This is a genomic window from Micromonospora halotolerans, from assembly GCF_032108445.1.
Lineage (GTDB): Bacteria > Actinomycetota > Actinomycetes > Mycobacteriales > Micromonosporaceae > Micromonospora > Micromonospora halotolerans.
The window spans coordinates 254,266-275,244 of sequence record NZ_CP134876.1; the positions used below are offsets into that span (position 1 = coordinate 254,266).

A 20,979-nucleotide genomic window follows, 5' to 3' on the forward strand; every position below is an offset into this window, starting at 1 on the left:
ACATCTCTGGGCCGTGGTCGACGTGTGCGGTGGACTTCCGGGCATGACACCGCAGATCAACACGACGGACCACGGGAACCTGCAACGCACGGCGATCGTCACGGGTGCGGCAGGCGGCATCGGCGCCGGGGTTGCCAAGCGGCTGGCGCGCGACGGCCTCGCGGTCGCGGTGCTGGACCTGAGGGAGGAGGACTGCGCCGCCACCGTGGCAGCCATCACCCGCGACGGGGGGACGGCCGCGGCGTTCGCCGCCGACGTCAACGACGAGACCGCGGTGGCCACTGCCGTCGCCCGGATCGCTACCGCGCTGGGAGCGCCGACGGTGCTGGTCAACAACGCCGGCATCGGCGGGCCCAATGCCGGCGTCGAGGAGACGAGCACCGAGCAGTGGGACGCGGTCACCGGAGTGAGCCTGCGGGGCGCGTTCTTCCTCACCCGGGCCGTGGCTCCGCACATGATGGCGGCAGGCTGGGGACGGATCGTCAACATGTCGAGCATCTCCGCGCTCGGCGATTCCGGGCGCGTCGACTACGCGGCCGCCAAGGCGGGTCTGATCGGTTTCACCAAGTCGCTCGCGCTCCGGCTGGGACGGCACGGCGTGACCGCCAACGCCATCGGCCCGGGCTTCGTGGTGAGCGACATGACCAGGGTCGCGGCCCAGCGGCGCGGCCGCAGCTTCGAGGAGCACCAGCGGATCGTGGCGGAGACGATTCCGGTCGGCCGGGTCGGCCAGCCCGAGGACATCGCACACACCGCGTCGTACCTGGTGAGCGAGGGGGCGGGCTTCGTCTCCGGCCAGGTCATCTACGTCGCAGGCGGGCCGGTGGACTGACGTGGCCGACGATTCCGGGCCGGACGTCGGCCGATGAGCCGCCGACTGCTGGCACTCCTCACCCTCGCCTGCGGGGTGGCCGTCGGGAACATCTACTTCCCGCAGACCGTCGCCCCACTGATCGCCGCCGAACGGCACGTCTCCCCGGACTCGGCCGCGCTGGTGGTGACGGCCGTGCAGCTCGGGTACGCGGCGGGGATCTTCCTTCTGGTGCCGCTCGGCGACCGGCTCCCGCACCGGCCGCTCGTCGTCACCCTGCTCGGCCTGACCGGGCTGGGACTGCTCGCTGCCACCGTCGCCCCGGCGCATCCGCTCCTCGTGTCCGCGAACGCCCTCGTCGGGATCACCACCGTGGTCGCGCCGATCATCGGGCCGATGGCGGCCGGCCTGGTCCCCGCGGACCGGCGCGGGGCGGTCAGCGGCACGCTCCTGAGCGGCTCGATCGGTGGCATGCTGCTGTCCCGCACGGTTGCCGGAACCATCGGCGACTGGTGGGGCTGGCGGGCGCCCTACCTCACCGCGGCGGCGTCCGTGCTGCTCATCGCGGTCGTCATGGCCCGCGTACTGCCGGCGACGCGACCGGCGTCGGCGCACCCCTACCCGGCCCTGCTGGCCGAGTCGCTGCGCCTCCTGCGCCGGGAGCCCGAGCTGCGCCGATCCTGCTGGTACCAGGCGACGATCTTCGCCGGTTTCTCCGCGGTCTGGACCGCCCTGGCGCTGCTGCTGACCGGTCCGATCTACGGGCTGGGAGCCCCGGCGGTCGGGCTGCTGGCCCTGGTCAACGCGGCGACCATGGTCTGCACGCCGCTGGCCGGACGGCTGGTGGACCGGCACGGCAGCGACGCGGTCAACCTGGTGTGCATCCTCGGGGTCGACGCGGCGGCCGCGCTGCTCGCGTTCGCCCGGCTGGGCGGCGCGGCAGGGCTGGTGGCGCTGGTGGTGGGGACACTGCTGCTCGACGTGGCCATGCAGTCGGGGATGGTCGCCAACCAGGTACGCAACTACGCCCTGCGCGCGGATGCCCGCAGCAGGGTCAACACCGCCTACATGACCTGCGCCTACCTGGGCGGAAGTGCCGGGTCCTGGCTGGGCGTCCAGGCGTACACCCACGTCGGCTGGCTGGGGGTGTGCGGCCTGCTCGCCGTGCTCGCCGGAGTCGCGCTGGCCCGTTTTCCGCTGCCCTCAGTTCGCCGGCTTCCGCCCCTGGGCGATGTCAGACCCGTCGATTAGAATGTATGTACTAATCGAGCTTTTGACCTGGGAGGATGCTCGTGACTGCGCCCACCTCCGCCGCCCCTGTCACCCCCTACGCCACCCTCCTCGGGTTCACCCGCTACGTGGACCGCACCGGGCCCACCAAGGCCACCTTCGTGGGCGGCCTGCGCAAGCAGCGGGCGAGCCGGCACGGGTTCAACCCGCACGGCCAGTTCGTCAAGGCGCTCAAGGCCGACGTCGCCTTCCACACCGGCGGCACCCACCTGGCCCAGGTGGCCGACCTGGTCAAGCCGCGCTGGCGCCCGCTCTACGAGGCGCTGGTGCCGGGGGCGACCACCTGGCTGCACTCGCTCGGCGAACCGGCCGGCGTCGACCTGGCCCAGACCCGCGACGCGCTGGCCATGCTGGGTGACCTGCCCGTGAAGATCAACCCGCAGTTCGGGGTGCGCTACGCCGACGGTCGCGCCGAGGCGATCCGGCTGCACTTCGACGAGGCCCCGCCGAGCGAGGAGACCACCCTGGCGACCCTGCACCTGATGGCCCGGCACATGGACGCGGTCCTGCCGCACGCCGAGCCGGTGCTGGTCGACGTCCGGCGCGGCGAGTCCTACCGGATGCCGACCGACGTCAAGCCGGAGCAGGTCGAGCAGTGGCTGGCGGGCGAGGCCGCGGCGTTCCGCGCCATCTGGTCCACCGCCGCCTGACCCGGCCCGCCCCGACGAGCGGCCGCCCCTTCCCGGGCGGCCGCTCGTCCGTGTCCGCGGGTGGTCACCCGGCACGGGCAGCCCGGATGATCCCGTCTCCAACTGTTTCTCTCTCTTTCGGGGAGATGCGGGACGTATGCGAGCTGATGTCGGGAAGCTGAACTCGTGAGAGTTCCTCAGCGTGTGCCCGCCGCATGCCGGCAGGGCCCGCTGACGCCCCGGCGAGCCGCCGGACCGGGAACCCACTGGCAACGGCACCCGTGAATCCGAGGAGACGTGATGTTCACGCACATGAAGGACCTGCAGTTCGAGGCGAAGCCGGACGGGCCGGACGCCGCGTTCGCCCGCCGGCTGCAGGAGATCCTGGGCGGCAAGTGGGGCGAGATGACCGTGGCCAACCAGTACCTGTACCAGGGCTGGAACTGCCGGCTGCCCGGAAAGTACAAGGACCTGCTGCTCGACGTCGGCACCGAGGAGATGGGCCACGTCGAGATGATCGCCACGATGATCACCCGGCTGCTGGAGAAGGCGCCGCTGTCGCTCTCCGAGGCGGCCGAGGACAACCCGATGGTCGGCGCCATCTACGGCGGCTCGAACCCGGCGCACTTCATCCACGGTGGTGGCGGCGCCCTGCCGGTCGACAGCTCCGGCGTGCCGTGGAACGGCAACTTCATCACCGCCAGCGGCAACCTGATGGCCGACTTCCAGCTCAACGTCACCGCCGAGGCCCAGGGCCGGCTCCAGGTCTCCCGCCTGTTCAACATGACCGACGACCCGGGCGTCAAGCAGATGCTCCGCTTCCTGCTGGCCCGCGACACCATGCACCAGAACATGTGGATGGCGGCCATCGAGCAGCTCAAGGAGGACGGCCTGGAGGAGATGCCGGTGCCGGACGCCTTCACCGACTCGAAGGAGTTCACCGAGGAGTTCAGCTACACGTACCTGGACTTCTCACCGGGGCAGGACGCGGCCGAGGGCCGGTGGGCCTCCGGCCCCTCCCCCGACGGCAAGGGCGAGTTCCGCTACGACCACAGCCCGCGGGCGCACGCCCCCGAGCCGGTCCTGCCGCCGGGCGACCCCCGCCTGTACGGCACCAACCCGGGCATGGCCGGCAAGGTCGCCACCAAGGTCAAGAGCAAGGTCACCTGACGCCACCGGCGCCGGGCCGGTCGGGCGGCCGGCCCGGCGTCGCCTGATCCGGGAGGTGACATGTCCACCGCCAACCGCACCAAGCTGGCCGTCTTCGCCCTGCTCACGGTCGGCGCGGCGAGCGCCGGCACGGCCGCGCCGGCGGTCCTCGCGCTGGCCGCCGTCACGGCGCTCATCCCGGTCGCCGACGCGCTGGACCGGAAGCCCGCGGCACGGCCGGACCGCCGGCCGGCGCCCGAGCGCGAACCCGTCTGATCCGTCCGCCCCGCCGAGGAGCACACCGTGGTCACGAACGACCTCACCATCGCGTCACCGCTGCAGACCGCCCGTGCGCGGGGCCGGGTACGCGGCCGCCTCATCCTGCTCGGGCCGGCCTTCGTCGCCGCGGTCGCCTACGTCGACCCGGGCAACTTCGCCACGAACTCCACCGCCGGCGCGCGCTACGGCTACCTGCTGGTCTGGGTCGTCGTGGCGGCGAACCTGGCCGCCATGCTGGTGCAGACGCTCACCGCCAAGCTCGGCCTGGCGACCGGCCGCAGCCTGCCCGAGCTGTGCCGCGAGCACCTGCCTCGGCCGGTCAACCGGGTCATGTGGGTCCAGGCCGAACTGGTGGCCATGGCCACCGACCTGGCCGAGGTGATCGGCGGCGCCGTCGCCCTCTACCTGCTCTTCGGCATCCCGCTGCTGGCCGGCGGCCTGATCGTCGGCGCGGCCGCGTTCGCCGTCCTCGCGTTGCGCGCGCGGGGTTTCCGGGCGTTCGAGATCGCGATCGCCGTGCTGCTCGGCGTGATCGTCCTGGCCTTCGCCGTGAACCTGCTCAGCGCGCGGCCCGACGTGTCCGCCGCGGCCGGCGGGCTGCTGCCCCGGATGCAGGGCACCGACAGCATGATGCTGGCCGCCGGCATCCTCGGCGCGACGGTGATGCCACACGTCATCTACGTGCACTCCGCGCTGACCCCGAACCGCATCCCCGCGGCCGACGAGACCGAGCGGCGGATCGTGGCGAAGGGCCTGCGCACCGACGTGCTGCTCGCCCTGAGCGCCGCCGGCGCGGTCAACCTGGCCATGCTGCTCGTCGCGGCGTCCACCTTCCACGGCAGCGGGATCCCCGGCACCGACACCCTGGAGGGCGTCCACGCCGGTCTTGCCGGCAGCCTCGGCGCGGTGGCGGCGCTCGGCTTCGCGGTGGCGCTGCTGCTGTCCGGGCTGGCCTCGACCAGCGTCGGCACCTACGCCGGCGAGGTCATCATGCAGGGCTTCCTGCGCCGCCGCGTACCGCTGGTGGTGCGCCGGCTGGTCACCCTGGTGCCCGCGCTGCTGGTGCTCGCCGTCGGCGTCGACCCGACCCGGGCCCTCGTGCTGTCGCAGGTGGTGCTGAGCTTCGGCATCCCGTTCGCGCTGATCCCGGTGGTGGCCTTCACCCGCCGCCGGGACCTCATGGGGAGCCTGGTCAACCGCCCGGCCACGACCGCCGTCGCGTCGGTGATCACCGCGCTCGTGGTGGCGCTCAACCTGTTCCTGCTCTGGCAGCTGGTCGCCTGACCGGCCGGGCCGGGCCCGGCGCCGTCACCGGTGCCGGGCCGCCCGGTGCAGCCAGGTACGCGGTGACCAGGCCACCGGCCAGCACGGCCGCCGCCCCGGCCGTCTGCCCGGTCTCCAGCGCCACCCGGAAGGCGTCCCGGACCAGGACGCGCTCGCCGTCGGTGCCGGCGGCGGCCAGCGCGGCCGGGAACGAGCCGGCCCCGGCCAGCGCGGCGGGCAGCAGGGCGGCGAACCGCGCGTTGAGCACCGCGCCGAGCACGGCCACGCCCAGGCTGCCGCCGACCTCGGTCATGGTGCCGTCGACACCCGCCCCGGCGCCAGCCCGCTCCGGCGGCAGCGCGCTCACCACCGCCTCGACGATCGCCGGGTTGGCCAGCGCGCAGCCGGCGCCCATCAGCAGCAGGCCGCCGAGCAGCACCGGATAGCCGTCGCCCGGGGTGTACGTGACGGCCAGCAGCCCGACGGCGAGCAGCGCCATGCCGACGGCGACCGCGGCCGGCCGGCCCATGCGGCGGATCAGCGCGGCGGCCACCCCGGTGAGGTTGAGCACCACGATGGAGAGCGCGAACGGCGCCATCCGCAGCCCGGCCTCCCAGGCCGGGTAGCCGCGGACGAACTGCAGGTGCTGGGTGAGCAGGAACAGCGCGCCGGTCGCGCCGAAGGTGATCAGCACGACCCCGGAGACCGCGCCGGTGAAGCGGGGGTCGCGGAACAGCCCCATGTCCAGCATCGGGTCGGCGACCCGGTGTTCCCAGGCGACGAAGAGGCCGAGCAGCAGCACGCCGGCCACGGCCGCGGCGAGCACCGCCGGAGCGGCCCAGCCCTCCTCCGGCCCGGCCGTGATGGCCCAGACCACGCCGGTGAGCCCGGCCGTGGAGAGCAGCACGCCGGGCACGTCGAGGCGGCCGGTGACCGCCTTGCGGGACTCCGGCACGAGCAGCCGGACGGCCACCAGGCAGACCAGCACCACCGGCACGTTCACCAGGAAGATGGCCTGCCAGGGCAGGTGGGCGAGGATCGTCCCGCCGACCGGCGGTCCCACGGCGAAGCCCAGGGCGCTGGTCGCCGCCCAGACCCCGATGGCCCGCTGCCGCGCGGGCCCCTCGAAGACCTGCACGGCCACCGCGAGGGTGGCGGTGACCAGCAGTGCGCCGCCGACGCCCATCGCGGCCCGGGCCGCGATGAGCTGGCCGGTCGTGGTGGCCAGCCCGGCGGCCAGCGAGCCGGCCCCGAACAGCACCAGCCCGGCCAGCAGCATCCGCCGCCGGCCGTACCGGTCGGCCGCGCTGCCCGCGCTGATCAGCCGGCCGGACAGGACCAGGGCGTACGCGTTGATGATCCACTGGATGTCGCTGGTGCTGGCGCCCAGCTCGGTGGTGAGCACCGGCACCGCCACGGTGAGCACGGTGTTGTCCAGCACCACGGTCACCTGGGCCAGGCAGAGCACGGCCAGGATCCACCAGCGGTGCCGGAGAACCGCCGGCCCGACCGGGGCGGCCGGTGCGGCGAGGGCACTCACGGCCGCGGGGCGTACGGGGCGAGGGGGTTGGCCAGCGTCCCGACGAACTGGAGCGCCGCCGAAGGGTCCGCCAGGTCGACCATCTGCTGGTTGTTGCGCAGTTGCAGCCGGTTCAGACAGGACAGCGCGAACTCCGGGGCGAACAGGTCGTGCCGGTCGGCCAGGTGCGGCACCGACTCCGTGTACGCCCGGACGCACTCGGCCACGGTCCGCCAGAAGTCCTCCTCGTCGAGGATCCCCTCGGTGGTCAGGATGGCGTTGAGGTGGCGCAGGAACGAGTCGAACACGTCGGTGAAGACGGCGAGCACCTTCTCGTCCTCGGGCACGGCGGCCCGGATCCGGCTCACCGCCTCGGGCAGGTCGGCCGCCGGGTCCATCACCACGATCTCCTCGGCGATGTCCTTGAAGACCACCCGCTCGACCACGTCGTCGCGGAGCACCAGGATGACGTTCTCGCCGTGCGGCATGAACGCCAGGTCGTACGCGTGCAGCGCGTGCAGCACCGGCACGAGGTAGGCGTCCAGGTAGCGGCGCAGCCAGTCCGCGGGGGCCAGCCCGGAGCCGGCGATCAGCGCACCGGCGAACGAGCGGCCGGCCCGGTCGACGTGCAGCAGCGACGCCATGGTGGCCAGGCGCCGGCCGGGCTCCAGCCCGGGCACCGGGCTCTCCCGCCAGAGGGCGGCGAGCATCTTCCGGTACGGCGAGTACCGGTCGGTGGCCGCCTCGAACTGCCGGTGCCGGTAGCCGATCGCGGCCCGCTCCCGGATGATCGACAGCCCGGCCCGCGCGAACACCGGATCGGCGGCGATCAGGCCGGCCAGCCAGTCGTTGATGGCCGGGGTGTGCTCCATGTAGGCGGCGGACAGCCCGCGCATGAAGCCCATGTTGAGCACCGAGAGCGCGGTCTTCACGTAGTGCCGGTTCGGGTCGGTGACGTTGAAGAAGGTACGCACCGACTGCTGCGCCAGGTGCTCGTCCGGTCCCTCCCCCAGCGGCACCAGGTGGCGCCGGGCCACCTCGCCGGCGAAGGTGACGGCCAGCTTGTTCCACCACTGCCAGGGGTGCACCGGCAGCAGCAGGTAGTCGGCCGGGTCGAGGCCGAGCCCGGTGAGGGTACGGGCGAATGCCGCGAGGGTCTCCTCGCCGAGTTCGGCCCGGACGTGGGTGTCGTAGTCCAGGTCGGCGGCGCAGGTGAAGGTGGTGTGGTCGCGGTGGGCGGCGAGCCAGAGCAGGCGGACCGGCTGCCCGGCCTCCGGGGCGTACCGGTGGTGGTCGTGCACCCCCCAGCCGATCCGGCCGCTGTTGGCCACGAAGCACGGGTGACCCTCGGTCATCGCGGTCTCGATCCGCTGGAAGTCCGCCTCGACCAGCTCGGCCACCGTCAGCTCGGGCCGGGCCAGCTTGTAGGCCAGCCCGGCCAGGGTGGAGGTGATCTCCTCGAGGTAGACGGGCAGGACGGCGTCGGTGAGGCCGAGCGCGCCGCGCAGCTCCAGGCAGAGGTCGACCGCGTCGAGCGGGGCCTCCCGCCCGTCGACGTGCCGGGTCAGGCCGGCCGGGTCGATCCACCAGTGGTTCAGGGCGAGCTGCCGGGCCGCGAAGCGGTACTGGGCGCTGCCGTCGTCGCTGCGTACCCGGTAGTGGCCGGAGCCCTGGGGCTCGGGGGTGACGAGCCGTTCGTGGGCGAACTCGGCCAGGGCCTTGCGGACCAGGTGGCGGTTGGCGGCGGCCCACAGCTCGGGGGTGAGGTGGTCGACGGCGGCGGAGGGGGTGGTCACGCGGGTACCTCTCAACGGGTGGCGGCCAGGAACTGCGCGCGGGTGCAGACGCTCAGCAGGGCGGTCTTCTCGGGCTTGGCGATCGGGCCGACGACGGTGAAGCCGACGGCCGCGTTCAACGCGTGCACGGCGGTGTTGCGCACGTCGGGCTCGACCACCACCCGGCGGGTGGCCGGATCGGCGAAGAGCCAGTCCAGCACCGTGGTGAGCACGGCGAGGGTGAAGCCGTGCACCGGCGCCTCGGCGGGCGCGCAGAGGAAGTGCATCCCGACGTCGCCCTCGACCGGGTCGTAGAGGCCGACCAGCTCGACCTCGGCGGGGTCGTAGCGCTCGGCGAGGAAAGCCGGCCGGCCCTGCCAGAACCCGAGGTACGCGTCGTGGTGCGGGTGCGCGGCGATCCGTCGGTACTCCGCGGCCACCCGGGCGACGTCGGCGTCCTGCATCATCCAGAACACCGCCTTGGGGTGGGTGACCCAGCCGTGCAGCAGCGCGGCGTCGACGTCCGGGTCGAGCGGGCGGAGGCCGAACTCGCCGAGGCGCGGGTCCTGCCGGCGGTGGATGGCCACGGTCATGAGGCCACCCCGGCCGGTGCGCCGAACTCCTGGAACGCGATGCTCTTCTCGATCGGGTAGTGCTCGCGGCCGGTCAGCTCCCGGATGATCCAGGAGTTGCGGTAGGCGCCCATGCCCAGGTCCGGCGAGGTGACGCTGTGCGTGTGGGTGCCGGCGTTCTGCAGGAAGACGCCGCGTCCGGTGTGGTCGATGCTGTAGTTGCGGGCCACGTCGAAGCGGCCGTGTCCGTCAAAGCGGAGCCGGTCCCGGATCGGGTCGAGGAACGCGGGCACCCGGTAGCGGTAGCCGGTGGCCAGCACCAGCCCCTCGGTCTCCAGGGTGAAGTCGCGCCCCTGCTCGACGTGGTGCAGCCCCAGCGTGTACGTCCCCAGCGCCGGGTCGTGGGCGGCGTCGGTCAGCTCGGTGTTGGTGAGCAGCCGGGTGGGCACCGGGCCGCCCACGCTCTTCACGTAGAGCAGGTCGAAGATCGCGTTGATCAGCTCGGCGTCGATGCCCTTGAACAGGCCCTTCTGCTCCGCTTCGAGGCGGTAGCGGGTCGGCTCGGGCAGGGCGTGGAAGTAGTCCACGTAGTCCGGGGAGGTCATCTCCAGGGTGAGCTTGGTGTATTCGAGGGGGAAGAAGCGCGGCGAGCGGGTGACCCAGTTCAGCTGGTAGCCGTGGGTGTCGATGTCGGCGAGCAGGTCGTGGTAGATCTCGGCCGCGCTCTGCCCGCTGCCGACCACGGTGATGCTCCGCTTGCCGCGCAGTGCCGTCCGGTGCTCCCGGTACCGCGAGTTGTGGATCACGTCGCCGCCCAGCCGCGCGCACGCGGGCGGCACGTGCGGCGGGGTTCCGGTGCCGAGCACCAGCCGCCGCGCCCGGTGGGTGACCTCGCGGCCGTCCACCCGGACGTGCACCACGTACCGGTCGTCCGTCGGGTCGTACTCGATGGCGGTGACCTCGTGGCCGAACCGGACGCCGGGCAGCTTCGCGGCGGCCCACCGGCAGTACGCGTCGAACTCGCTGCGCAGCGGGAAGAAGTTCTCCCGGATGTAGAACGGGTAGAGCCGGCCGGTCTCCTTGAGGTAGCTGAGGAAGGAGAACGGGGAGGTCGGGTCGGCGAGCGTGACGAGGTCGGCGAGGAACGGGGTCTGCAGGTGGGCGCTCTCCAGCAGCATGCCGGGATGCCAGTCGACGTCGCCGCGGGCCTCCAGGAAGAGGCCGTCGAGGTCGGCGATCGGGGCGGTCAGGCAGGCCAGGCCGAGGTTGTACGGGCCCAGCCCGACGGCGATGAAGTCGTGGGTCGACATGGGGTTCTCCAGGGCGGGGCCGGTCAGCCGACCGGGCAGGACAGCTCGTCGGCGGTGCGGGTGCGGGCGTACCAGCCGGCGTGTTCGGCGATCAGGTCGAGCACCGCGGCGACGTCCTCCCCGGTGGTCTCGGGGTTGAGCAGGGTGAACTTCAGGTGGTGGGCGCCGTCGACCCGGGTGCCCGCGACGAGCGCGGCGCCGGAGGCGGCGAGCGCCTCGCGGGCGTACAGGTTGGCGTCGTCGACGAGGTCGGCGGCCAGTCCGGCGGGCCGCCAGCGGAACACCAGGGTGCTCAGCGTCGGCCGGGTCACCACCTCGAAGCGGGGGTCGGCGTCGAGCAGGCGCCAGGCCTCGTCGGCCCGGTCCACCACCTCGTCGAAGAGCGCGCCGACCGCGTCGGCGCCCATGATCCGCAGGGTGAGCCAGAGCTTGAGCGCGTCGAAGCGGCGGGTGGTCTGGAGGCTCTTGTCGACCTGGTTGGGGATGCGCTGCTCGACGGCGCGCGCCGGGTTGAGGTAGTCGGCGTGCCAGGTGGCGTGCCGCAGCGTCCGGCGGTCGCGCACCAGCACGGCGCTGGAGCTGACCGGCTGGAAGAAGGACTTGTGGTAGTCGACGGCCACCGAGTCGGCCCGCTCGATGCCGTCGAGCAGGTGCCGGCGGGTCGGCGAGACCAGCAGCCCGCAGCCGTACGCGGCGTCGACGTGCAGCCACACGCCGGCGGCCGCGCAGATGTCGGCGACCTGCGGCAGCGGGTCGATGCTGCCGAAGTCGGTGGTGCCGGCGGTGGCCACGACGGCCATGACCAGCTGCCCGTCCGCCCGGCAGCGGGCGATCTCCCGGGCCAGCGCGTCGGGACGCATCCGCCGCTGCGCGTCGGTGTCGACGGTGCGGACCGCGTCCGGGCCGAGACCGAGCAGCCGGGCCGCCTTCTGCACGCTGAAGTGGCCGGCGGCGGAGGTGAGCACCCGCAGCCGGGACAGCGCCTCCGGTCCGGGCCGCAGCCCGGCCCGTGCCCGCGTCTCCTCCCGGGCCAGCAGCAGCGCCTGGAGGTTGGAGTGGGTGCCGCCGCTGGTGAACACCCCGTCGGCGGCGGGCCCGAGGCCGATCCGCTCGGCCGTCCAGTCGATCAGGCGGCGCTCGATGAGGGTGCCGCCGGCGCTCTGGTCCCAGGTGTCCAGTGAGGAGTTGACCGCGCTGAGCACCGCCTCGCCGAGCAGCGCCGGGATCACCACCGGGCAGTTCAGGTGGGCCAGGTACCGGGGGTGGTGGAAGAACACGGCGTCGCGCAGGTAGACGTCGTGCAGTTCGTCGAGGGCCGCGCCGGTGTCGCCGAGCGGCCGGTCGAGGTCGACGGCCGCGACGCGCGGGGCCAGGTCGTCCGGGCCGACCCCGGTGAACGGCCGGTCGGCGCTCGCCACCCGGCGGGCCACCCGCTCGATCCCCTCGGCCAGCACACCCCGGTAGCGGTCCAGCGAGCGGGCGGTGAACAGGTGGTCCCGGGCGGCGGCCGGGCCGGCGCCGGCCGAGGGGGCCGGAACCGTTGCTCCGGACAGACTCATGGGCAGTCCTCAGTGGTCGGAATCGGACACGGCGGCGACGGCGCGACGGCGCCTCCGCGATCCCGCACGGTCCGGAAGTGATCGCGAAGTTAGGTTACCCTAACCTAACTCGCGGGGGTCAAGAGATCGGATGACGACACGCCGGCGCGGGTCACCTCTGCCGGTCCCGGCCCGGCCGGGAAGCGTCGCTGGTGGACCACGCCGGCCACCACGGCGAGGCCGACCAGCACGACGCAGCCGAGGGCGACCGCCGGATATCCCAGCCGGTCGGCCGCCGCCAGGCCGGCCGAGGCGGCCACGAACGAGCAGACCAGCCCGAACGAGGAGAGCACCGTGAAGTCGGTGCCGCCGGTGTCCGGCCGGGAGTAGCCCATGTTGACCGTGTAGAGCACCACGTTGGCCACCGTGTACGCCGCCAGGAACAGGCCGAGCGCGACCACCGTCCCGGCCAGCGGCGCGCGGCCGGTGAGCAGCGGCAGCAACAGCAGCGTGGACACCACCAGCGAGGCGCCGGCCACCACCAGCACGCGGGCGCGGCCGTACCGGCCGATGCCCAGCCCGGCCAGCAGGCCGGCCGCGATCGCGGGCACGCTGGTCACCACGCCGGTGACCACACCGATCCGCTGAAGCGACCAGCCGGCGTCCACCAGCGCCGGGCTGACCAGCGCGTACGCCGCACCGGCCCCGACATAGAGCAGCGGCACCACGCCGAAGGTCCACCACCGGCAGCCCGGCTGGGCGAACACGGACAGCAGCGCCCGGTACGCGTGCGCCGTGGAGAGCACCCGGTCGGTCCGGGGCGGCTCGCGGAACCGCCACACCACCAGCAGGCCGACCGCGGTCAGGGCGGCCAGCAGCAGGATCGCCGGCCGCCAGCCGTACCGGTCGTAGACCACCACGCAGGCGCCGCCGCCGAGCAGGTTGCCCAGGTAGCTCGCGGCGACCTGGATGCCGTTGCCGGTGCCCCGGGCGCCGGCCGGGAGCAGCCGCACGGCCACGGCGTCCACCGCGATGTCCTGGGTGGCGGAGAGCAGCACGTACGCGAGGCAGACCGCGACGACCGGGCCGAGCTGGTCGGCGGGGCGGTCGAAGGGCAGCAGCGCGGCCAGCGCCAGCACCAGCCCGGTCTGGAGCACCAGCAGCCAGGAGCGGTAGTGGCCGCGGTCGCGCGAGCCGTACCGGTCGAGGATCGGGGCCCAGAGGAACTTGACCGGCCACACGAGACCGACGATCTGCAGCAGCGCGAGGGTCTCCAGCGAGGTGCCGCCGTCGCGCAGGATCGCGGTCAGCCCGACGGTGATGAAGCCCACCCCGAGGTACTGGGTGACGTAGAGCGTGGTCAGCGTGCCCAGGCGGCCGGTCACCGGACGCTCCAGTAGCCCAGCGAGGTCACCTGGTGCTTCCCGACGCCGAGGGTGCGGCGCAGGTGCCGGGTGATGTCCCGGGTGCTGGCCGCCTCGGCGGCCACCCAGTAGTGCGCGTCGTCGGCGGCCGGCAGCGCGTCCCGGACGGTCTTCACGAGGCCCTCGCCGTCGGCGCCGCGCGGGATCCAGGTGACCTCGTGGTGCTCGCGGGCGCGCGGCTCCAGCGCCCGCTCGCCATCGTGGGCGTACTCGAGCCAGACCGTGGCCGGCACGTCGGCGGCGGCGTCGAGCAGGCTGTTCACCGCCGGCAGCGAGGCGGCGTCGCCGACCAGGTAGAGGTGGCGCGGGGCCGGCTCGGGCAGGGCGAAGGCGCTGCCCTGGACGGTGGCCTCGATGGTGTCGCCGGCGGCCGCGGTCTCCGCCCAGCGGGCGGCGCACCCGTCGTGGAGGGCGAACTCCAGGTGGAACCGGCCGGTGGCCGGGTCGGGATCGACCAGGGTGTACGCCCGCTGGTGCGGCTTGCCGTCGTTGTCGAACCAGAGCCGGATCCACATGGTGGGGTGCACGCTGCAGGCGTCCAGCAGGTCGCCGCCGTCCATCAGCAGCCGCCGGTACCGGTCGCCGACCGGCTCGGTGTCGAGCACGGTGAGCCGGAAGTTCCGCCCGCCCATGGCGCGCAGCACGAGCGCTTCCCAGTTCCGCTTCACGTGACGCCTCCAGTAAGGTCTGCCTTAGTTAGGGGAGGGTAACCTAAGTTGATGTTCACGATGTGGCCGGCCGGTGACGTGTCCGCGACGGCCGGCCCGTGACCGGCATCCGGCGTGACGCCTGGGGCGTGCCGCAGCTGTGGGGAGACACCGTCGAGGAGCTGGCCCGGCTCCAGGGCCGCGCGGCCGCGCTCGACCGGGCCTGGCAGATCGAGGTCGAACGGTGGCGCGCCGAGGGCCGGCTGGCCGAACACCTCGGCCCCGCCGAACTGGGCTGGGACCGGTTCGCCCGGCGGGCCCGCCTCGCCGACACCGCCGCCCGCTGCTTCCGGCGGCTCTCCCCCGCCACCCGCCGCTGGGTCACCGCGTACGTCGACGGGGTGAACGCCGGGCTCGCCGAGGGCGCGGCCGGTGCCCCCGAGTTCGCGGCGACCGGCTGCGCCCCCGGCCGGTGGCGGCCGTGGTCCCCGCTCGGCGTCTTCCTGGTCCAGCACGTCCTCTTCGGCACCTTCCCCAACAAGCTCTGGCGGGCCCACGTGGAGGCCACCCTCGGCCCGGCGGCGACCGGCCTGTTCGCGGTCGAGGGACCGGGCGGGTCGGGCAGCAACGCCTGGGTGCTGCCCGGCGACCCGGCCGCCGGCCGGGGGCCGGTGCTGGCCGGCGACCCGCACCGGGTGCTGGAGCTGCCCGGGATCTACCAGCAGGTCCGGCTGGCCTGCCCCGAGTTCGACGTGCTCGGGTTCGCCTTCCCCGGCGTGCCGGGACTGCCGCACTTCGGCCACGCCGGCGAGGTGGCCTGGGCGGTCACCAACGCGATGGCCGACTACCAGGACGTCTACCGCGAGCGATTGCGCCGCGAGGGCGGGCGGGTGCTGGTCCGGGACGCCGACGGCTGGCTGCCGGCCCGCCACCACGTCGAGCGGATCCGGGTCCGCGGCGCCGCCCCGGAGCCGGTCGAGGTGATCGAGACCCCGCGCGGCCCGGTGATCGACCACGACCGGCACACCGGCGAGGGGCTCAGCCTGCGGGTCCCGGCCCGGGTCGAGGCGGACCTCGGCTTCGACGCGCTGCTGCCGCTGCTGCGGGCGCGGACCGTGGACGACGTCACCGAGGCGCTGCGCGGCTGGGTCGAGCCGGTCAACAGCGTGCTGGTGGCCGACCGGCACGGCGGCGTGCGGCAGCTCGTCGCGGGACTGGTGCCGCTGCGCGACGACCGCTGCCGGTGGGTGCCGGTGCCCGGCTGGGAACCGCGCTACCGGTGGTCCGGCCGGTACGCCGAGGCCAAGCCGGTCGAGGTGGCCGGCGTGGCGGTCTGCGCCAACGACCGCCGCGACGACGTGGCCGACCTCGGGATCGACTTCGCGCCCCCGCACCGCGCCGCGCGGATCCGGGACCTGCTCGCCGCGGACGTACCCTCCGACGCCGTGCACGTGGACAGCCGGCTGGCGGCCGGCCCGCTGCGGGCGGTGCTCGACCGGCTCGACCCGGCGGCCCTCGACCCGGCCGCGCGGACGCTGCGGGACCGGCTGCGCGCCTGGGACGGCCGGATGGCCGCCGACAGCACCGACGCCGGCGCCTGGGCGGCCTGGCGGAGCGCGCTGGTCCGCCGGCTGCACGAGCATCCCCGGCTGCGCCCGCTGCGCACCCCGGCCCGGTACGACGCGCTGTTCGCGCCGTGGACCGACCCCCTCGCCCGGCTCGGGCACGCCCTCGACGGCCTGGTCGCCGGGGCGGACCGGCTCGGGGTGGACGTCGGCGCGGTCGCCGCGGCGGCGCTGGCCGAGGTGGCGGCCGCCGGCCCGGCCCCGGCGTGGGGCGCGCGGCACCGCCTGCACCCCGTGCACCTCGGCGCGGCCCCCGAGGTCGACGCCGCCGTGGCGGTGATGCGCGAGCGGGTGACCCTCGGCGGCGACACCGACTGCGTGCTCGCCACCTCCAGCGTCCCCGGGGTCTCCGACGCGTGCTGGCGCGGCCCGGTGGCCCGCTACGTCTGGGACCTCACCGACCGTTCGCGCAGCCGCTGGGTGGTGCCGTTCGGCGCCTCCGGCCGTGCCGGCGACCCGCACTTCGACGACCAACTGCCGCGCTGGGCGGCCGGCGAGCTGATCCCGGTGCCCGACGCGGACCTCACGCGAGAAGGAGACCCGTCATGACGTACCAGGAGAAGCTGCCCGGCCTCGGCGAGCTGCGGCTCGTCCCGGTCGAGCCGGCGACCGACGCGGCGCTGCTGCACGGCTGGGTGACCCAGCCGTGGGCCCGGTTCTGGGGCATGGGCGAGCACACCGAGGCGGAGGTGCGGGAGGTCTACGCGTTCCTCGACGGGCTGGCCACGCACCACGCGTACCTGATCACGCTGGACGGGACGCCGGTCGGCCTGTTCCAGACCTACCGGCCCGAGGCCGACCCGGTCGGCGAGCGCTACCCGGTCCGCACCGGCGACATCGGGATGCACCTGCTGCTCGTGCCCGGCCGGCAGCTCCCCGGCCTCACCTCGGCGGTCGGGCCGGCCCTGGCCCGCTTCCTCTTCAGCGACCCGACGCGGCAGCGCATCGTCGTCGAGCCGGACGTGCGCAACGAGCGCGCGCTGCGCCGGCTGGAACGGGAGGGCTTCACCTTCGACGCCGAGATCGACATGCCGGACAAGCGGGCCCAGCTCGCCTTCCTCACCCGGGACCGGTTCGAGGCCGACCACCCGCTCCCGGCCTGACGACGACAGCGCCCGCCCGGCACGGGGCCGGGCGGGCGCGGACGGTCGTCGGTGGCTCAGGCGGCCAGGTACTTCTCCAGGTCGTCCAGGATCTTGTTGGCGGCGCCGACACCGATGCCGGTCATCCAGACCTCGTCGGAGACCACGTGCGCCTTGCCCGCCTTCACCGCGGACAGGCCCTGCCACAGGCTGCCGGCCGTGACCTTCGTCTGCTCCGCGGCGGCCTTCTCGCCGTACGCGGTCACGAAGACCACGTCGCCGTCGACCTCGTTGACCCGCTCGGGGCTGACCAGGTCGAAGCGCTTGTCCTCCTTGCCCTCCAGCAGCTGCCGCGCAGGGCGGCCCAGGCCGGTGTCACCGACCACGATGCCGGAGAACGAGTCCGGGCCGTAGACCCGGATGTTGCCCGGGATGAACCGCACGATGGAAATCTTCCGCGACGAGGCGTCGCCGAGCTTCGCGCCGAAGTCCCTGGCCCGCTTCTCGTACGCGGCGAGCTGGTCCTTGGCCTGCTGCTCCTTGCCGAGCGCCTTGCCGTCGAGGAGGAAGTTCTCCTTCCAGGTGATGCCCACCTTCTCGGTGAACACCGTCGGGGCGATCGCGGACAGCTCGTCGTAGAACTTCTCCTGGCGGAACTTGCTGCCGAGGATCAGGTCCGGCTTGAGCGCGTTGATCGCCTCCAGGTCGGGCTCGGTGAGCACCCCGACCTCCTTGATGCCGGCCAGCTTGTCCGCGCCGAAGTAGGTGGGCCAGCTCTTCGCCTCGCCGGCGGTGGCCGCGCCGACCGGGGTGACGCCCAGCGAGAGCGCCGTGTCGATCTTGTCGGTGTCGAGCACCACGACGCGCTTCGGCTCGGCGGGCACCTTGGTGGTCCCCATGGCGTGGGTGATCTCCCGGGTCTCCCCGGCGCTGGTGCCGGAGACGGGATCGCTCTCCCCGCAGGCGGTGAGGCCCACGCCGAGGGCGAGGGCCGCGGTGAGAGCGACGGCGAGACGGCGCATCAAGGGTCCTTTCATGACGGGTACGGGCCGGCGCGCGGTCACGCGTCGCCGGCGGAGGCGCCGGCCGGGGCCGGCGTGGCGGCCGGAGCGGCCGAGGTGTGCGTCAGGGCCGGCACCACGAGCGGGGCGCCGGTGACCGGGCAGGGCACGACCACGCAGTCGAGCCCGAAGACGTCGCGGACCAGGTCGGCCGTGAGGATCTCGCGCGGCGGCCCGGCGGCGACCACCGCGCCGGCCCGCATGGCGACCAGGTGGTCGGCGTAGCGGGCGGCCTGGTTGAGGTCGTGCAGCACGGCGACCACCGTCCGGCCCCGCTCGGCGCGCAGCCGGTGCAGCAGGTCCAGCACCTCCACCTGGTGGGCCAGGTCGAGGAAGGTGGTCGGCTCGTCCAGCAGCAGCGCGTCGGTGTCCTGGGCCAGGGTCATGGCGATCCAGACCCGCTGCCGCTGGCCGCCGGAGAGGGTGTCCACCGGCCGGTCGGCCAGCTCGGCGACATCGGCCATGGCCATGGCCTCGTCGACGGCCCGGCCGTCCTCCGCGGACCACTGCCGCCACCACCGCTGGTAGGGCTGGCGGCCCCGGCCGACCAGGTCGGCGACGGTGATCCCCTCGGGCACCAGCGGGCTCTGCGGCAGCACGCCGAGCCGCCGGGCCACCTCGCGGGTGGGCACGTCACGGATCGCCGTGCCGTCCAGCAGCACCGCGCCGCGGCGCGGGGTGAGCAGCCGGGCCATGGTGCGCAGCAGGGTGGACTTGCCGCAGGCGTTCGGCCCGACGATCACCGTGAACGCGTCGGCGGGCAGGTCGAGGTCCAGCCCGTCGAGCACGGTCCGGGTCTCGTAGCCGACGACCAGGTCGCGGGTGGACAGCAGCGCGGTCACGACCGCCTCCCTCGGGTCCGCAGCAGCAGGAAGATCAGGTACGGGCCGCCGATCGCCGCGGTGAGCACGCCGCCCGGAAGCTGGGTGGGGGCGAACAGCCGGCGGCCCGCCAGGTCGGCCAGCACCAGCAGCAGCGCGCCGAGCAGGGCGGAGCAGAGCAGCGGCGGTCGCTCCGCCCGCACCAGCCGCCGGGCCACCTGCGGGGCGACCAGCGCCACGAAGTCCACCGCGCCGACCTGGGCCGTGACGGTGGCGGCGGCCAGCACACCGGTGGCGGCCAGCCCGACCCGGCGGGCCACCGGACGCAGCCCGATCCCCCGGGCCGTGTCGTCGTCCAGGGCGGTGCTGCGCAGGGCCCACCCCGCCCAGAGCAGGACGGGCAGCAGCGCGGCGAGCGTGCCGGCGATCCAGGCCGCCTCGGTCCAGCCCTTGCCGGCCAACGTGCCGATCAGCCAGAGCTGGGCGCGCAGCCCGTCGATCGGGTCGGCCGAGAGCATCACCACCTCGGTCAGCGCCCGGAGCGCGAACGCCACCGCCACGCCGGCCAGCACGAAGCGCTGCGCGGCCAGGCCGTGCCGCGCGCCGAGGGCGAACACCAGGACGGCCGCCACCAGGCCGCCGACCAGCGCGGCCGGCGCCACCAGGACCGCCGCGGCGCCGCTGGTCAGCGCCACCGTGGCGGCCAGGCCGGCGCCCTGGGTCACCCCGATGACGTCGGGGCTGGCCAGGGGGTTGCGGGCCACACTCTGGATCAGGGTGCCCGCCACGCCGAACGCCGCCCCGGCCAGCGCCGCGAGCACCGCGCGGGGCAGCCGCAGGTCGAGCACCACGAGGTCGTACGGGGTGCCGGCGCCGGAGAGCGCGCGCACCACGTCGGCCGGGGCCACGTACGGGGTGCCGAGCGAGAGGCTGAGCACCACGGCGGCGGCGAGCAGCAGGACGAGCGTGACGGCGACCAGCACCGGCCGGCGGCGCACCGGGACGGCCACCGGACCGACCCGCAGCAGCGACCGCCCCGCCAGGGCGCTGGACGTACTCAGCGCTTCCCTCGTTCGCGGCTGCGGGGCGCGCAGACCCGGCGCGCTCATGCCGTCACGACCTTGGCGCGGCGGACCAGGAAGGCGAGCAGCGGCGCGCCGACCAGCGCCGTGATGATCCCGGCCGGGACCTCGCCGGGCGGGGCGACGAGCCGGCCGGCCACATCGGCCCCGAGCACGAGGGTCGGCCCGAGCAGCGCGGCGACCAGCAGGGTCCACCGGTGGTCGGCGCCGACCAGGGCCCGGGCCAGGTGCGGCACGGCCAGCCCGACGAAGGCGATCGGCCCGGCGGCGGCCACCGCGGCGCCGGTGAGCAGCACCCCGCCGACCCCGGCGGCGAGGCGGACCAGGGCGATCCGGTGGCCGAGGCCGCGGGCGACGTCGTCGCCGAGGGCCAGCGCGTCCAGCCCGCGGGCGGCCAGCGCCGCGAGGACCGTGCCGGCCAGGACGAACGGGAGCACCTGCCCGGCGACGCCGACGTCCCGGCCGGTGAGGCCGCCGACCACCCAGAACCGGTACTCCTCGAAGGTGCGGGCGTCGATGCTGAGCAGCGCGTACACGACGGCGCCGAGACCGGCGTCGAGCGCCGCGCCGACCAGCGCGAGGGTGACCGGGCTGGCGCCCTCGCGGGTGCGGTTGGCGACGGCGAAGACCAGCAGCCCGGCGAGCAGCGCGCCGGCGATGCCGAACCAGACGTACCCGGTGAGCGTGCTCACGCCGAAGACGGCGATGGCCAGCACCACCCCGAACGACGCGCCCGCACTGACCCCGAGGATGCGCGGCTCGGCGAGGGGGTTGCGGGTGACGGCCTGGAAGAGCACCCCGGCCAGGGCCAGGGCGAGCCCGACGACCAGCCCCAGGGCGGTCCGCGGCAGCCGCAGCTCGCGGACCACGGTGGTGGCGTCGCCGCCGTCCGGGGCGACCAGGGCGTGCCACACCTGGTCGACGGGGAGGTGGCGGCTGCCGAGCGCCAGGCTGGCCAGCAGCGCGACGACGAGCAGGAGGGCCGCCGCCACGGTGACCGCGAGGCGGCGGGGTGTGCCGCGGCGGGTGGGGGCGTCGGCCCGGGCGGACCGGACGGCGACGGTGGTCACAGGGGGTGCTCGCCTCTCGGATTAGGTACGCC

The 20,979-nt window shown here is 74.4% G+C and carries 19 protein-coding genes; 8 read left to right on the top strand and 11 right to left on the bottom strand.

Translation table 11 applies throughout. From position 1 onward, the window contains the following. Positions 1-43: 43 nt before the first annotated feature. The 6 genes from RMN56_RS01260 to RMN56_RS01285 all read left to right on the top strand — a co-directional run bounded on the left by RMN56_RS01260 (position 44) and on the right by RMN56_RS01285 (position 5,442). Positions 44-832 (top strand): SDR family oxidoreductase, encoded by a 789-nt coding sequence (locus tag RMN56_RS01260; RefSeq protein ID WP_313721963.1) that lies wholly within the window; start codon positions 44-46, stop codon positions 830-832. A gap of 33 nt (positions 833-865) precedes the next feature. Further along, the gene (locus RMN56_RS01265) at positions 866-2,062 is read left to right on the top strand and encodes an MFS transporter (protein ID WP_313721964.1); all 1,197 of its coding nucleotides are present in this window, start codon (positions 866-868) and stop codon (positions 2,060-2,062) included. Positions 2,063-2,103: 41 nt separating this feature from the next. Next, a complete protein-coding gene (locus RMN56_RS01270) occupies positions 2,104-2,751 on the top strand; it encodes a hypothetical protein (RefSeq protein WP_313721965.1) in 648 nt (215 codons plus the stop codon). Between the two features lie 279 nt (positions 2,752-3,030). Next, on the top strand, positions 3,031-3,900 hold the full coding sequence (locus RMN56_RS01275) for a manganese catalase (RefSeq protein WP_313721966.1): 870 nt from the start codon (positions 3,031-3,033) through the stop codon (positions 3,898-3,900). 60 nt (positions 3,901-3,960) lie between these two features. Beyond that, the gene (locus RMN56_RS01280; RefSeq protein WP_313721967.1) at positions 3,961-4,155 is read left to right on the top strand and encodes a hypothetical protein; all 195 of its coding nucleotides are present in this window, start codon (positions 3,961-3,963) and stop codon (positions 4,153-4,155) included. A gap of 27 nt (positions 4,156-4,182) precedes the next feature. Then, positions 4,183-5,442, top strand: coding sequence for an Nramp family divalent metal transporter (locus RMN56_RS01285; RefSeq protein ID WP_313721968.1), 1,260 nt, complete (start codon positions 4,183-4,185; stop codon positions 5,440-5,442). On the opposite strand, the gene RMN56_RS01290 is transcribed toward RMN56_RS01285, so the two are convergent. The 7 genes from RMN56_RS01290 to RMN56_RS01320 form a co-directional block, all read right to left on the bottom strand. Continuing rightward, complete coding sequence (locus RMN56_RS01290; RefSeq protein WP_313721969.1) at positions 5,408-6,961, bottom strand: MFS transporter; 1,554 nt, start codon at positions 6,959-6,961, stop codon at positions 5,408-5,410. The two genes, RMN56_RS01285 and RMN56_RS01290, sit on opposite strands and share 35 nt — an antisense overlap. After that, a complete protein-coding gene (locus tag RMN56_RS01295) occupies positions 6,958-8,736 on the bottom strand; it encodes an IucA/IucC family protein (RefSeq protein WP_313721971.1) in 1,779 nt (592 codons plus the stop codon). The genes RMN56_RS01290 and RMN56_RS01295 overlap by 4 nt, the downstream gene beginning before the upstream one ends. 11 nt (positions 8,737-8,747) lie before the next feature. Further along, the gene (locus RMN56_RS01300) at positions 8,748-9,308 is read right to left on the bottom strand and encodes a GNAT family N-acetyltransferase (protein ID WP_376787259.1); all 561 of its coding nucleotides are present in this window, start codon (positions 9,306-9,308) and stop codon (positions 8,748-8,750) included. Then, entirely contained in the window at positions 9,305-10,597 is a 1,293-nt protein-coding gene (locus tag RMN56_RS01305; protein ID WP_313721973.1) for a lysine N(6)-hydroxylase/L-ornithine N(5)-oxygenase family protein, read from the bottom strand. Before RMN56_RS01305 ends, RMN56_RS01300 begins: the two co-directional genes overlap by 4 nt. Positions 10,598-10,620: 23 nt before the next feature. Further along, positions 10,621-12,156, bottom strand: a complete 1,536-nt coding sequence (locus tag RMN56_RS01310) for a pyridoxal phosphate-dependent decarboxylase family protein (RefSeq protein ID WP_313721975.1) — start codon at positions 12,154-12,156, stop codon at positions 10,621-10,623. 104 nt (positions 12,157-12,260) lie between these two features. Beyond that, positions 12,261-13,520: an MFS transporter gene (locus RMN56_RS01315; protein ID WP_313721976.1), complete on the bottom strand. Its 1,260-nt coding sequence runs from the start codon at positions 13,518-13,520 to the stop codon at positions 12,261-12,263. After that, positions 13,517-14,227, bottom strand: a complete 711-nt coding sequence (locus RMN56_RS01320) for a siderophore-interacting protein (RefSeq protein WP_313721977.1) — start codon at positions 14,225-14,227, stop codon at positions 13,517-13,519. The genes RMN56_RS01315 and RMN56_RS01320 overlap by 4 nt, the downstream gene beginning before the upstream one ends. 98 nt (positions 14,228-14,325) lie before the next feature. Between RMN56_RS01320 and RMN56_RS01325 the strand changes: the two genes are divergently transcribed. Both RMN56_RS01325 and RMN56_RS01330 read left to right on the top strand, forming a co-directional pair. After that, positions 14,326-16,380, top strand: coding sequence for a penicillin acylase family protein (locus tag RMN56_RS01325; RefSeq protein WP_313721978.1), 2,055 nt, complete (start codon positions 14,326-14,328; stop codon positions 16,378-16,380). Continuing rightward, a complete protein-coding gene (locus RMN56_RS01330) occupies positions 16,377-16,934 on the top strand; it encodes a GNAT family N-acetyltransferase (RefSeq protein WP_313721980.1) in 558 nt (185 codons plus the stop codon). The genes RMN56_RS01325 and RMN56_RS01330 overlap by 4 nt, the downstream gene beginning before the upstream one ends. A gap of 56 nt (positions 16,935-16,990) precedes the next feature. Here the strand turns inward: RMN56_RS01330 and RMN56_RS01335 are convergent, their stop codons facing one another. The 4 genes from RMN56_RS01335 to RMN56_RS01350 are packed head-to-tail and all read right to left on the bottom strand — an operon-like array spanning position 16,991 to position 20,947. Then, the gene (locus tag RMN56_RS01335; protein ID WP_313721981.1) at positions 16,991-17,935 is read right to left on the bottom strand and encodes an ABC transporter substrate-binding protein; all 945 of its coding nucleotides are present in this window, start codon (positions 17,933-17,935) and stop codon (positions 16,991-16,993) included. 38 nt (positions 17,936-17,973) lie between these two features. After that, positions 17,974-18,816, bottom strand: a complete 843-nt coding sequence (locus tag RMN56_RS01340; RefSeq protein WP_313721983.1) for an ABC transporter ATP-binding protein — start codon at positions 18,814-18,816, stop codon at positions 17,974-17,976. After that, entirely contained in the window at positions 18,813-19,904 is a 1,092-nt protein-coding gene (locus tag RMN56_RS01345; protein ID WP_313721984.1) for a FecCD family ABC transporter permease, read from the bottom strand. Before RMN56_RS01345 ends, RMN56_RS01340 begins: the two co-directional genes overlap by 4 nt. Continuing rightward, positions 19,901-20,947 carry a FecCD family ABC transporter permease gene (locus RMN56_RS01350; protein ID WP_313721985.1) on the bottom strand — a complete coding sequence of 349 codons (1,047 nt, stop codon included), beginning with the start codon at positions 20,945-20,947 and terminating at the stop codon, positions 19,901-19,903. The genes RMN56_RS01345 and RMN56_RS01350 overlap by 4 nt, the downstream gene beginning before the upstream one ends. Between the last annotated feature and the right edge of the window lie 32 nt (positions 20,948-20,979).